Origin of the sequence: Nocardioides sp. GCM10030259 (genome assembly GCF_042666375.1) — a bacterium.
In the GTDB taxonomy this organism is placed as follows: Bacteria; Actinomycetota; Actinomycetes; order Propionibacteriales; family Nocardioidaceae; genus Nocardioides.
Map to the genome: position 1 here is coordinate 95447 of NZ_JBHTDF010000025.1, position 13295 is coordinate 108741.

A 13295-nucleotide genomic window follows, 5' to 3' on the forward strand; every position below is an offset into this window, starting at 1 on the left:
GAATTTCTCCATGCCGCACCACACCACGCGCCTGCGCCTCGATCGACTGGCCATCCCGGCCGCGGGCTGGGGCGCCGTCAACCCGCTCCCGCCGCTGGTCCGTCTCGACGACCCGCACGACGGGCTGCACGTCGAGGTCGACGACCGTGAGCTGAGGAACGGCGTCGAGTACGGTCACCTCCCGACGGTGCTGCCCTACCTGCTCCAGGACGGGTACGACCGGCACCGCGTGGACAGCGCCCTCGACGTCGCCGTCCTGAGGAACGACGTGCTGCGCGCGACCTTCCTGCTCGGCCTCGGTGGTCGGCTGTGGTCGCTGGTCCACCTCGCCAGCGGCCGCGAGCTGCTGCACCGCAACTCGGTGCTGCAACCCGCGAACCTCGGTCTCCGCAACGCCTGGTTCGCGGGCGGCGTGGAGTGGAACCTCGGCACGACCGGCCACACCACGCTGACCTGCGAGCCGCTGCACGCGGTCCGGGTCGACGGCGGGGACGACGGGCCCGTGCTGCGCCTCTACGAGTACGAGCGGACCCGTGGGCTGGTCTACTCCCTCGACTTCTGCCTGCCGCCCGGCTCGCCGGTGCTGTACGTCGAGGCGACGGTCCGCAACCCGAACCCGGACGAGGTGCCGGTCTACTGGTGGTCCAACATGGCCGTGCCGGAGACGCCGCGGACCCGGGTCGTCGTCCCGGCCGACACGGCGTACCACGTCTCCTACGACCGCCGCCTGGGCATGGTGCCCGTGCCCGAGGACCACGGTCGCGACCTGACGTGGCCGGCGACCGCGACCCGGCCCGGCGACTGGTTCTTCGACTGTCGCGACGCCGCCCGGCCCTACATCTCCGCGCTCGAGGACGACGGGCGCGGGCTCGCCCAGGTCTCGACGCGGCGGCTCGTCGGCAGGAAGCTCTTCGTGTGGGGCGGCTCGCCCGGCGGCCGCCGGTGGCAGGAGTTCCTCTCCGGCCCCGGGCAGCGGTACCTCGAGATCCAGGCCGGGCTGGCCCGCACGCAGCTCGAGCACGAGCCGCTCGCGGGCGGCGAGCGCGTGTCGTGGGTCGAGGCGTACGGCCTCGTCGGGGTGGATCCCGCGGCGGCGCACGGGTCGTGGGACGAGGCTCGCTCCGCGGTGCAGCAGGCCGTCGACGACCTGGTGCCGGCGGAGGCGCTCGAGGAGCGACTGGCGCGAGTCGAGGCGCGGGCGGAGCAGGCGCCCGCCGAGGTCCTGCAGCCCGGGTCCGGTTGGGGCGCCCTCGAGGAGGAGCGGCGGCGCGGCGCGGCCGAGCCACCGCTCGGCGGGCCCGGCACACCTTTCGACCCGGACACGCTCGGGCCCGAGCAGCAGCCCTGGCTGGACCTGCTGCGCGACGGCCGCGTGGCCGAACCAGGCGAGAACCAGCCGCCCCCGTCGTACGTCGTCGGCCCCGCGTGGCGCCGCCTCCTCGACGACGCGACCGACGACTGGGTGACCTGGCTCCACCGCGGTGTCGCCGCGTGGCACGCCGGTGACGCCGACGCCGCCCGCGCCGCGACCACCCGCTCCGTCGAGCTGCAGCCGACGCCGTGGGGGCTGCGCAACCTCGCCGCGATGGAGGTCGCCGCCGGCAACCCGGCCGGCGCACTCGAGCACTACCGGCGCGCGCACCCGGCGCTGCCGATGCTCCGCCCCCTCGCGGCGGAGTACCTCGTGACGCTGCTGGACGTAGGAGCCGCCGCCGAGGCGCTGTCGGTCATCGACGGGCTCGTTCCCGAGGACCGCGCGTGGGGCCGGGTGCGGCTGAGCGAGCTGCGAGCGGCCCTCGACGCCGGTGACCTCGACCGCGCCGGGGCCGTCCTCGACGGCGACCTCGTCGTGGAGGACGTCCGCGAGGGCGAGGTCTCGCTCGAGTCGTTGTGGTTCGCCTACCACGAGGCGCGCGGGACCCGTCCCGTCCCTGACCTGCCGGAGCGGCTCGACTTCCGGATGGGATAGCGCCGGCTCAGCCCAGGGCGGCCCGGATCAGCTCGTGGGTCGGGCCGTCGAACGCCACCAGCCGCGCTTCCTCGACCGAGGTCGAGGCCGAGCCGAAGATCTCGAGCGGCGCCGCGACCGCGTCGTCCTTGGGCCAGCCGTAGACGCCGGCGGAGACCAGCGGGAAGGCGACGGTCCGGGCGCCGAGCTCGTCGGCGACCTCCAGCGCCCGGGAGTAGCAGGAGAGCAGCAGGCCGCGGTCGGTCTGGCCGGCGGTGCGGTTGGGGCCGACGACGTGGATGACCCACCTCGCCGGCAGGTCGCCGGCCGTCGTCCAGCCGGCGTCGCCGGTGGCGAGCCCGTCGGGGAAGCGACGGACGCAGTCGTCGAGGATCGCCGGCCCGCCGGCCCGGTGGATCGCTCCGTCGACGCCGCCGCCGCCACGCATCCTGGAGTTGGCGGCGTTGACGATCGCGTCGACCTGCTGCTGGGTGATGTCCCCCTGGACGGCGGTGATCCTCACGAGGCCTCCCTGATCAGCCTCAGCGTCGCACGCTCCAGCGCCGCCTGTCGCTCGTCGACCGTGTCGAACTCCTTCGACGTCGTCCGCGCGATCGTGCGGCCCTCCTCGTAGGCGTCGACCACCCGCGGGTCGACGTACGACGAGCGCGCCAGCGTGGCCGTGTTGCCGAGGAACGACGCCACCTCGTTCATCGCGCCGGAGACGGCGCGCTTGCGCGACGCCTTCGTGTCGCCGGGCTCCGGGGACTCGGCGAGCGCCGCTGCGGCGAGCACGGTCGCGTGCCAGGTGCGGAAGTCCTTCGCGGTCGCCTCGATGCCCGTGGACGCGCGAACGTACTCGTTGACGAGCTCCGGCAGCACCGACCGCCACGACCGGCCGTCCTTGAACGCCAGCAGCCGCGGGTCGTCGCTGCGCCGCCGTCGCATCGCGTCGATGGCCGCGATCACGTCCTCGTCGTCGATCTCGATCTGGTGCTCCACACCCGACTTCCCGACGAACGTGAAGACCAGCCGGTCCTGGTGCCGGCGCACGTGCCGTCGCTCGAGCGTCGTCAGCCCGTAGCTGCCGTGGGCGTCGGCGTACGCGTCGTTGCCGATCCGGAAGTAGCCCAGGTCGAGCAGCCGGACGGCGGCAGCACAGGCGCGCTCGAGCGGCATCCCCTCCCGGCCGAGGTCGAGCACCACGAGGTCACGGGCCTTCGACAGCGCCTTGCCGAAGTCGAGCACGCGGTCGAACTTCGCCGCGTCCCGCCGGGACCGCCAGTCGGGGTGGTAGACGTACTGGCGTCGCCCGGCGTCGTCGGTGCCGACCGCCTGCAGGTGGCCGTTGTCGTACGGCGTGATCCAGACGTCGGTCCACGCCGGAGGGATCGCCAGGTCGCGGATCCGCTGGTCGTCGTCCGCGGACACGCGGTTGCCGTCCTGGTCGAGGTGGACGAACCCACGACCGGACCGCCGCCGCGTCCAGCCCGGCTGGTCGGGAGACGTCCTGCGGAGCGTGGCCACGCCGCAGGAGTAGCCACGTGACGACCCCGCCAAACGCAGGTACGGCGGCCGGGCCCCGAGGCCCGACCGCCGCACGCACTCAGGAGCGGATCAGCGCACCTGGACGGCGCGGATCACCTCCTGCTCGATGCCGTTGCCGGCGTCGTCCTCCGCGGTCGCCCGCACCGACACGAACTTCGCCGCGGCGGGGACGGTGAGGGTGGTGATCCACTCTCCCGCACCGGCGGGCGCGAGCTTGGACTTCTGCCACGTGCGGCCGTTGTCGTAGGAGACCTCGAACGTCGCACCGGCGACCTTCCCGGCCCCCGCGACGTCGGCGAGGTGGAAGGCCGTCAGGCCGATCGTGTTCCGGCCCGACCTGATCGCACCGTTGAGATCGGCGTCGAGGGCGTAGTCGAGCTGTAGCAACGGGAGGTAGGTCCACGCGTTGCCGTTCTCCGTGGTCTCCGCGCGGAAGTCCCACGCCGTGTGGGTCTCCGTCGACGTCTTCCAGACCGCGGCCTTGCGCGCCGTGTCCATCTCGAACCGGTAGTCCGCCCAGCCGGCGGTCGCCGGCACCGTCGTCTGCACGGCCTGGAACGGTCCGCCGTCGCGGACGAGCGTGCCGTCCTGGTACAGCCGCGACGTGACGGTCGAGCCCTCGTCCTCCTGGTGACCGGTGACGCCCTCGTCGCCGCTGCTGGCGAACGGCACGTTGACAGCGAAGAAGTCTCCGCTGCGACGCGGGTGCCAGTAGCCCTCACCGACCCGCGGCCGGACGACCGGCTCGAACCACGACCGGACGACGTCGTCGCCGGGCGCGAACGCCTGCTGCGCGCCCCGGGCGTCCCACGCCAGGTAGCCGTCGACGGCCCGCAGCGCACTGTCGTACCACGCGGTGCCCTCCTGGGTGGACACGTAGTCGACCCTGGTGGTGCCCAGGTGGACCGGCTCGGTCACCGTGAGGCAGGGCGGCCAGTTCCAGTCGCGGCAGTCACCGCGCTCGTCGAAGGCGAGCTCGCCCTCCGGACCGACGAAGCGGTTGGTCACCGTCGCCAGGTCCCGGGCTCGCGGGGCGTAGCGCAGGTCGTCGGGGATCCGGCCCTGGTGCGCGTCGACGAGGTCGTAGAGGTACGGCGGCGCCTCGACGCCGTCGAGCGAGAGCCGGACGACGCGACCGCGGTCGATGCGGTCGATCAGCGGCTCACCCTGGGCGCCGGTCAGCGACACGACCGGGACGTCGGTGCCGCCGGCGTACTCGTACATCTCGCCCCGCCGGTCGTTGACGATCACCAGCACGCGCGCGTTGGCGGCAGCTGCCGCAGCCGCCTGCTCGTACGGCGCGACCGCGTCGTTCCGCATCACGAGCACGGCCCGGCCGCGGGCGTCGACCGAGGCGTAGTCCTCCGTGGCCCCGTTGCCGACGAAGACCGCGCGCAGCGTGTCCCGACCGTCCCAGCGGGCGGAGCCGCGCTGGAGGACCTCGTGCAGCCGGGCGTTGCCGGGCTGCGCGGTGATCGTCAGCAGGGGCGCCGTCCGCCGCCACCGGGTGAGGAACTCGTACCTCGCCCCGGGCACCTCACCGGTCGGTGCCGCGTACACGTTGTCGATGTTGGCGGGCACGGCGTACTGGTTGGTGAACGTGGAGAACTGGCCGCCGATGCCGGAGTCGTGGACGTAGCCGGGTCGCCGGTAGACGTCCTCGCTCGCCTTCGGCGTCGTGGCCGTGACCGGGTTGGCGTCGCGGGCGTCGACGGTGATCGTCGAGTCCTCGTCGATCACCAGGTGCGGGTTGCCGAGCAGCGCCACGCCCTCGTCGTCACCCCGCTCCGCGAACTCGAGCCAGCTCGTCACGTTGTAGATGCCGGGCCGGAGCCGCTGCGTCGGCACCTTCCCCGTGGCCGGGTCGATCGCCAGCGTGGTGACGTACTGGTCGCCGTACCGGTAGAGCGTGACGTAGCCGCCCGCCTTGTGGCCGCTGCGGTCGGTGGCGTTGACGTCGAGGCTGTAGCGCTCCTCCTCGTTGACCAGGCCGACCGCGGTCTGCGCGACCTGCTGGCCGTCCTGCGAGGCAGTGATCGTGCCGGAGTACGTCGCGGCCGCCCCGACAGCCGGGCTGCCGGTCACGGTGACGTCGGCGGTGCCGTGGGCGGGGACGGTGACGGAGTCCTGCCCCAGCGTCACCAGGCCTGCGGGAGCCGGCTGCAGCTCGTCGTCGGTGACCTGCACGCCGAGCGCCAGGGTCACGTCGGTGCCACCGTAGTTGCGGTAGGTCACGGTGCGCTCGACCGGCTGCGCGTCGCCGTGCGGCCACGGGTGGAACCCGAAGTCACGGGTCGCCGTGGCGACGACGTCGCCGAAGACCGACGACGGCACGTCGAGGCGCCCGGCCCCCGCCTGGTAGGCGGTCTGGCCCGCCAGCGGGTGCGACCGGCTGACCAGCGCGTCCTTGATCTGCTGGCCCGTCCAGTCGGGGTGCTGCTGCGCGACAAGGGCGGCCGCGCCGGCCACGTGCGGCGTGGCCATCGAGGTGCCGGACATCGTCTGGTAGTAGCCCTCCCCTCCGGTCTGCGCGCTGCGCGCGGCGAGCACGTCGACACCCGGCGCCTGGATCTCGGGCTTGACCACGGCGTCACCCAGACGCGGGCCCATGTCCTGGAACCAGGCGCGCTCGTCGTTGCCGTCGACGGCGCCGACGGTGAGCGCGGACGCCGCAGCGCCGGGCGAGCCGATGCCGCTGACCCGGGCGTAGTTGCCCGCCGCGATCACGAACAGCGCGCCGGTGCTCTCGCTGAGCTCGTCGACGGCCAGCGCCATCGGGTCAGTGCCGTCGCTGGCCTCCTGGCTGCCGAGGCTCATGCTGACGACCTTGGCGTGCGCGGCGCCCCACTCCATCCCGTCGATGATCCAGGAGTCGAGGCCGGAGCCGGCGTCGTTGAGCACCTTGCCGATGGCCAGTCCGGCGCCGGGCGCGACGCCCTTCTCCTGTCCGCCCGAGGCGGTGCCGGTGCCGGCGACGGTCGAGGCGGTGTGGGTGCCGTGGCCGTTGACGTCGGCGAGGCCCTCCCCGGGCACGAAGCTCTGGGACGCGACGATCCGGTCGGCGAGGTCGGGGTGGGTCTGGTCGACGCCGGTGTCGAGGACCGCCACGGTCACGCCGGCGCCGTCGACGCCCTGCTCCCAGGCCTGCGGAGCACCGACCTGCGCCGTGCTGTCGGCGAGGCTGGCCTCGACCTTCCCGTCGAGGTGGATCCGGGCGATGCCCTCGGCGAACCGTCCGTCGTCGCTCGCGGCGGTCGGAGTGTCCGTCACCCCGGCCCAGAACGACTCGGCCTGCGCCTTCTTCGTGCTGATGCCGGCGCCGTTGATGCTCTGCAGGACCGCACCCCGGACGGCGTGGTCGGGTGCAGCGGGCACGCTGCGCACGGTCGGCCGGTACTGCACGATCAGCGGGATCCGGCCGGTCGAGGCGTCGTCGTACCCCTGCTCGACCAGCCCGGAGACGTTGAAGAGCTCGGGGTCGAGGCGGCCGGAGGCGAGGTAGGGCAGCGCCGCGTCGGGTACGACGTGCACGTCCCGCCCGACCGTCTGGATCTGCACGCCGCCGGAGCTGCCGGAGGCGGAGTCCACGGCGACCGTGGCCGGGCCGCTGCCCGTCGTGAGGGTGACGACGTCGCCGGTGACGAGCGTGACCTTCGCCGTCGTGCCGGCGGGGTCGGCCGGCCGGGCGGCGACGCGATCGCGCTCCGCGCCGGCGGGTCCGCCGACGGCGAGAGCGCTGATGGCCAGGGTGGCGGCGAGCGCCGCGCCCGCGGCCCGTGGGGTGGGTGACATGAGTGCCCTTTCCGAGAATGAGTGACACCTAGCGGGCATGAACATGCCACCGCGTCGTAGGCTGCTCAATGGCGGAGATACGTCATGACCAGTGTCCGCCAGCCGTTGCCCCGTTCACCTGTCCCAGCGGGAGGCACGATGCTCGACGTGCTCGGACTCGACCGGTGGGAGGAAGGCGCCTACCGGCGCCTCGTTGCGCACCCCTCCCAGTCGGCCGAGGCGCTCGCCGACGCGATGGAGGCCGAGGTGGCGCAGGTGGCGACGGCACTGAGCGCGCTCGAGGAGCGGGGTCTGGTCGCCCGCTCGAGCGCCGCGCCCGACCACTTCGTCGCGTCGCCGCCGACGCTCGCTCTCGGGTCCCTGATCGTCCAGCGCGAGGAGGAGATCCGGCGCGCGCAGCTCGAGCTCGGCCGCCTGGCCGAGCAGTACCGGCACGCGACCGCCGACCGTTCGCTCGCCGACGTGATCGACGTCGTCCGCGGGTCCCAGGCAGTTGCTCAGCGCTTCTCCCAGATGCAGCGCGGCGCCAGCACGGAGGTGCTGGCCCTGGTGAAGGCCTCGGTCGCCGTCGTGACCGCCGAGGAGAACACGGCGGAGGACGCCGCCCTGGAGCGCGGCGTGACCTATCGCGTGGTCGTCGAGCGTGCGGCGTTCGAGCGCGCCGGCTTCCTGGACGAGGTCGCCGAGGCGGTCGATGCCGGCGAGGTGATCCGGGTCGCCGACGAGATCCCCCTGCGGCTGGTCGTCGCCGACCGGTCGCTCGCGCTGCTGCCACTCGCCCCGACGTCCGCGCAGGACGACGACTTCGGCGCCCTGCTGGTGCACCCGAGCGGGCTGCTCGACGCCCTGCTGCACCTCTTCGACCTGGTCTGGGCTTCGGCGAACGCCGTCGTCCCCAGCGAGCACGGGGTCGCCGAGCTCGCGGCCGAGCAGATCGACGACGTCGACGCGCGCATCCTGACCCTGCTGCTGGCCGGCCTGACCGACCAGGCGATCGGCGGCCAGCTGGCGCTGTCCCTGCGCACGGTGCAGCGCCGCGTCGCCGGCCTCATGGAGCGGGCCCGGGTCACGACCCGCTTCCAGCTGGGTCACGAGGCCGCGCGCCGGGGCTGGGTCGGCGCTTGAGCCACAGCCAGGACGCGGCCGTGGGCACCGCCACGACCAGCGCGCCGCCGACCAGCCACCACCACGAGCTGTCCGGGTCCTCTCGCACGTCGACCGGCTCGGGCGTCTCGGCCGTCGGAGCAGCCGGGGTCATCGCCCTCGCGACCTGCCGCGGCACCGCGATCCTCAGCAGGTCAGTGTGCTGGCCCTCGGTGCTCAGGTAGAGCTCGTCGTCGGCGCCGACCGAGATGCCCTCGCCCTGCTGCTGCGCCGGCAGCGGGAACGACCCGATCCGCTCGTGACCGGGGAAGGAGTAGATCGCCGCGCTGGTGTAGCCACGCACGACGTAGTGGCGCCCGTCGGGGAAGAACGCCCCGTCGGTCGCGAAGCTGAAGGAGGGCGCGACGTCGACCAGCCGGTTGGGCTGCTCCGACGAGAGCCTCCGCGGCGCCGCGAAGACCCGACCGCCGAAGACGTCCTTCGAGATCACGTACAGCCGACCGGTCTCCGGATCGGCGAGCAGCGACTCGGCGTCGTGCGCGCGGTCGGGGTAGACCAGCTCGTACGCCGTGGGCTCGACGACCTGCTCCGTACGGCCGTAGGGCACGCGCAGCACGGTGATCGAGTCCCGCGCCCGCGGGTTGTCACCGATGTCGCCGACCCAGACCTCACCGGGCCCGGCGGGGGCCAGCGCCTCGACGTCGGTGGGCTCGGGCGACCAGGAGGTGCTGCCGACGGTCCGGCCGGAGCCGTCGACCACGAAGACCCGGCCGCCGTCGCCCGAGTCGTTCGTCGTGAGGAAGAGCCCGTCGCCCGCTGCGACCAGCCCGCTCGACTCGACGATGTCGGGGTCCCGGAAGGTGAGCTCGACCTGCCCGGACGGACCGGCGGGCGCGGAGACCGCGCCGATGGCGAACGACACCGCGGAGGCGAGGCCCAGGACGCGGTCGAGCATCAGCGCTCGAGGAGGTCGGCCAGCTTCGGGTGGATCCCCCACGTCGACACGAGCTCGTCGTACTCCTTGCGCACCGACCCGCCCTTGACCGGCGCGCCCGTGCGCACGGCGCGGAGCATGGTGTTGCGCGGCGTGTGCTGGCTCTCGACGAACTGCACGACGTCGACCCGGTAGCCCTGCTGCCGCATCAGCGACGCCCGGAGGCCGTCGGTGAGCGTGTCGGCGAGCCGCTCGCGGAGGATGCCGTGGCGGGTGAGCACGGCGTACGGCGCGGGGGTCGGTGCCTTGCGCAGCTGGGCGGCGATGTCGTGGTGGCAGCAGGGTGCGGCGAGCACGAGCTGGGCGCCCCAGCCGACTGTCTGGGCAAGCGCCTCGTCAGTCGCGGTGTCGCAGGCGTGCAGGGCGAGCACGACCTCGGGGGCGGGGTCGAGCGCGACGCCGCCGATCGTGCCGACCACGAAGTCGGCAGCGACCTCGAGCCCGGCCGCGACCTGGGCGTTGTGCTCGCGCGACTGCTCCTTGACGTCGACGCCGGTCAACCGGACCGGCAGCCCCCGCACGCCGGTGAGGAAGCGCTCCGCGGCGAACGTGAGGTAGGCGTTGCCGCAGCCGAGGTCGACGACGCGCAGCGGGTCGTCGGCCGTGGGCCGGCGCAGGTGGCCCTTCTCGAGCGCGTCGGTGATCGAGGAGTCGAGCAGCCGCAGGAACTCCTCGACCTGGCGATACTTCGCCTGCCGGCTGGGCTTGAGCCGGCCCTGCGCGTCGGAGATGCCGAGCGCGACGAACACCGGGTCGTCCTCGGGCAGCAGCCGCTGCTTGTCGCGGTCGTGCTCGCGCTCCGCCTCGACCGGCTCGGACCGGTCGGTGGTGTGCACGACCGCCTCGAGCTTCTTGGTGACCCGCAGCTGGTGGCTCTGCGTGGTGGTGTCGACGTGCCAGCTGCCGAACGGCTCGTCGAGCAGCGCGTCGACGGCGTCGCGCGAGGCGTCTCCGACGGCGTGGTTGGCCGTGAACGCCTGGGTCTGGTCGTACGTCGTGACCTGGAGGTGCCGCCCCGCCTTGAGGTCGACGTACCGCAGCTCCGCCCGCCGCCACCGCGGCTCCTCGCCCTTCTGGCGTCCAGACGCGACCGCCTTGACGAGCACCTCCGGGTCCAGGACCAGTGCCCGGAGCCGGTTGAGCTCGCGCAGCAGCGGCTCGGCCATCAGAGGATCGCAGCCAGGACGACGATGACCAGGAGCGCCGCCAGCGCGATCGGGATGACGAGACGGCGGTGGCGGGGGTTCACCCTGTGATTCTAGAAGCGAGGAGCTCGGCCAGGTGCATCGTGGGGGTGCCCGCGAGGTCGTCGAGCTGGACCCGGCAGGACATGCCGTCGGCGAGCACGACCGCGTCCGGGTTCGCGCGGACCGCGGGCAGCAGGTGGGTCTCGGCGACCGCGACCGAGACCTCGTAGTGCCCCTTCTCCATCCCGAAGTTGCCCGCGAGCCCGCAGCATCCGGCCACCTGCGTCACGGTCGCGCCGGCCCGCTCCAGCAGCCGCTTGTCCGCCGCCCAGCCGATGATCGCGGCGTGGTGGCAGTGCGGCTGGGCGACGACCGTGACGCCCTCGAGGGACGGCAGCGGCAGGTCGAGCCGCTCGACGAGCTCGGCGAAGCTCAGCACGTCGAGGTGCCGGCCGGTGAGCTCCGGCACGTCGCTGCGCAGCGTCGCCAGGCACGACGGCTCGAGCCCGACGACCGGCACGCCGGACTCGACGTACGGCGTGAGCGTGCGGACCGTCCGCTCCATGATCGACCGCGCCTTGTCGAGCTGTCCGGTCGTCACCCAGGTCAGCGCGCAGCACGCGTCGTCGTTGATCACCCGGGCGGTGACGCCGACCGACTCGAGCCACGCGATCGCGGCGTGGCCGTTGTCCGGGAAGAAGTGGTCGCTGAAGGAGTCCGCCCAGATCCAGACGTCCGGGACGACGTCTGGGACACCGGCTGCCTTGCGCAGCGTCCTCGGCGCGAAGGCCGGGATCGACCGGCGCTGGTCGATGCCGGCCGTGGCCCGGGCAGCGCGGGCGACCGGCTTCAGCCTCATCATCCGGTTGGCCAGCGGCGCCATCGGCGCGGCCAGCGCCGCCCACTTCGGCAGCTGCCCCAGCAGGGCGTGGCTGCGCGGCCGCTTCACGCCCAGCACGTCGTGCTTCTGGTGCAGCGCCTCGGCCTTGTACGTCGCCATGTCGACGCCGGTCGGGCAGTCGGCCGCACAGCCCTTGCAGGCCAGGCAGAGGTCGAGGGCCTCGTCGACGGCCGGGTCGGCGAAGCCCTGCACGAGGGAGCCGTCCACCGCCTCCTGCAGCACCCGCGACCGGCCCCGCGTGGAGTCCTTCTCGTCGCGGGTGGCGAGGTACGACGGGCACATCACGCCGGTGGTGCGCGGCGCCACGCACTTGCCGACTCCGGTGCAGCGGTGCACCTGGTCCGCCAGGGCGAGCTCGGCCCGCGGCCGGGTCGGCCTGAGGTCGGCGTCGAGCGGCGCGGGGTCGACGATGTTGCCGGGGTTGAGCAGGTTCCGCGGGTCGCAGATCGCCTTGACCGCGGAGAAGAGGCGCAGCGACTCCGCGTCGTACATCAGCGGCAGCAGCTCTGAGCGAGCGCGCCCGTCGCCGTGCTCGCCCGACAGCGAGCCGCCGTGGTCGCGCAGCTTGAGCGCGGAGGCGGTGAGGAAGTCGCGGAAGACCTTGGCGCCCTCGGTGAACGGGAAGTCGATCCGCACGTGCACGCAGCCGTCACCGAAGTGGCCGTAGGGCACGCCGTCGAGGTCGTGGTCGCGCAGCAGCTGGTCGAAGTCGCGCAGCCACGCGCCGAGCTTGTCGGGCGGGACGGCGGCGTCCTCCCAGCCGGAGTACGCCGGCCGCGACAGGCTCCGCGCGGCCAGGCCGGCGCCGTCCTCGCGGATCCGCCAGAGCGCGGCCGCCTCGGGGCCGTCGGGCACTACCCGGTGCTCGAGCGCACCGGCCGCGGCGATCACCGCGGCCGTCTCGGCCGCGGGCACCTCGACGAACAGCCAGCCCGCGCCGCGCGGGAGCTCGGGCGCGCCGGGGACGAGGTCGACGATCCGCGAGTCGAGGCCCTCGCAGGCGGTCATGGACGGCGCCGCCGCGAGCAGCGCCGGGACCGCGTCGGCGGCCTCGGGCATGGACGGGTAGCCGAGCACGACGAGGTGCCGATCCGGGTCGTCCTCGACGAGCCGCACGGTCGCGGAGCGCACGACCGCGAGCGTGCCCTCGGAGCCGACCAGGAAGCGCTCGAGGGACCGGCCGTTCTCGGGCAGCAGGTGCTCGAGCGAGTAGCCGCTGACCTGCCGGGAGAACCGCCCGAACGACGTGCGCACGTGGGCGAGGTGCTGGTCGACGAGCGTGGTGAGCTGCCCCCGGACGTCGGTCACGCCGGGCGCCCACGCGACGTCGAGGTCCACCACGTTGTCGGCGGTGCGGCCGTAGCCCAGCGCCCGCGAGCCGCAGGCGTTGTTGCCGATCATCCCGCCGATCGTGCAGCGGGTGTGGGTCGACGGGTCCGGGCCGAACCGCAGGCCGTACGGCGCGGCCGCGCGCTGCAGGTCGGCGTGCACGACGCCCGGCTGGACCACCGCGGTGCGCGCCTCGGGGTCGATCGACACGACCTCGTGGAGGTGCTTGAGGGTGTCGACGACGATGCCGGTGCCGACGGCGTTGCCGGCGATCGACGTACCGGCGCCGCGCATGGTGACCGGGGCTCCGGTCTCGTGGGCGACCTCGAGGATCGCGTGCAGCTCGTCGGGGTGCCGCGGGCGGACGACCGCCTGCGGGACGACGCGGTAGAGCGAGGCGTCGGAGGAGTAGAGCGCGCGCGTCAGCGTCGAGTCGTCGACATCGGAGACGCCCCGGCGGAGGAGCTCTGCAACCAGGTCACTCGACGGCAC

At 73.6% G+C, this 13295-nt stretch carries 8 protein-coding genes; 2 read left to right on the forward strand and 6 right to left on the reverse strand.

Annotation, left to right across the window (positions count from 1 at the left end):
* The first annotated feature begins 10 nt into the window (after positions 1 to 10).
* Positions 11 to 1969, forward strand: coding sequence for a DUF5107 domain-containing protein (locus ACFQQI_RS19945; RefSeq protein WP_378567724.1), 1959 nt, complete (start codon positions 11 to 13; stop codon positions 1967 to 1969).
* 7 nt (positions 1970 to 1976) lie between these two features.
* Here the strand turns inward: ACFQQI_RS19945 and ACFQQI_RS19950 are convergent, their stop codons facing one another.
* From ACFQQI_RS19950 to ACFQQI_RS19960, 3 genes are all read right to left on the reverse strand, one after another.
* Complete coding sequence (locus tag ACFQQI_RS19950; RefSeq protein ID WP_378567727.1) at positions 1977 to 2471, reverse strand: O-acetyl-ADP-ribose deacetylase; 495 nt, start codon at positions 2469 to 2471, stop codon at positions 1977 to 1979.
* Positions 2468 to 3475: a DNA topoisomerase IB gene (locus tag ACFQQI_RS19955; protein WP_378567730.1), complete on the reverse strand. Its 1008-nt coding sequence runs from the start codon at positions 3473 to 3475 to the stop codon at positions 2468 to 2470. The genes ACFQQI_RS19950 and ACFQQI_RS19955 overlap by 4 nt, the downstream gene beginning before the upstream one ends.
* A 90-nt stretch (positions 3476 to 3565) precedes the next feature.
* Entirely contained in the window at positions 3566 to 7288 is a 3723-nt protein-coding gene (locus ACFQQI_RS19960) for a S8 family serine peptidase (RefSeq protein ID WP_378567733.1), read from the reverse strand.
* A gap of 138 nt (positions 7289 to 7426) precedes the next feature.
* Here ACFQQI_RS19960 and ACFQQI_RS19965 point away from each other — a divergent pair, with 138 nt between their 5' ends.
* On the forward strand, positions 7427 to 8413 hold the full coding sequence (locus tag ACFQQI_RS19965) for a helix-turn-helix domain-containing protein (protein ID WP_378567736.1): 987 nt from the start codon (positions 7427 to 7429) through the stop codon (positions 8411 to 8413).
* Here ACFQQI_RS19965 and ACFQQI_RS19970 read toward each other — a convergent pair.
* The 3 genes from ACFQQI_RS19970 to ACFQQI_RS19980 form a co-directional block, all read right to left on the reverse strand.
* Positions 8355 to 9347 (reverse strand): hypothetical protein, encoded by a 993-nt coding sequence (locus ACFQQI_RS19970; RefSeq protein ID WP_378567739.1) that lies wholly within the window; start codon positions 9345 to 9347, stop codon positions 8355 to 8357. The genes ACFQQI_RS19965 and ACFQQI_RS19970 overlap by 59 nt on opposite strands.
* A complete protein-coding gene (locus ACFQQI_RS19975; RefSeq protein WP_378567742.1) occupies positions 9347 to 10552 on the reverse strand; it encodes a class I SAM-dependent methyltransferase in 1206 nt (401 codons plus the stop codon). The genes ACFQQI_RS19970 and ACFQQI_RS19975 overlap by 1 nt, the downstream gene beginning before the upstream one ends.
* A 79-nt stretch (positions 10553 to 10631) precedes the next feature.
* Positions 10632 to 13295, reverse strand: coding sequence for an FAD-binding and (Fe-S)-binding domain-containing protein (locus ACFQQI_RS19980; RefSeq protein WP_378567745.1), 2664 nt, complete (start codon positions 13293 to 13295; stop codon positions 10632 to 10634).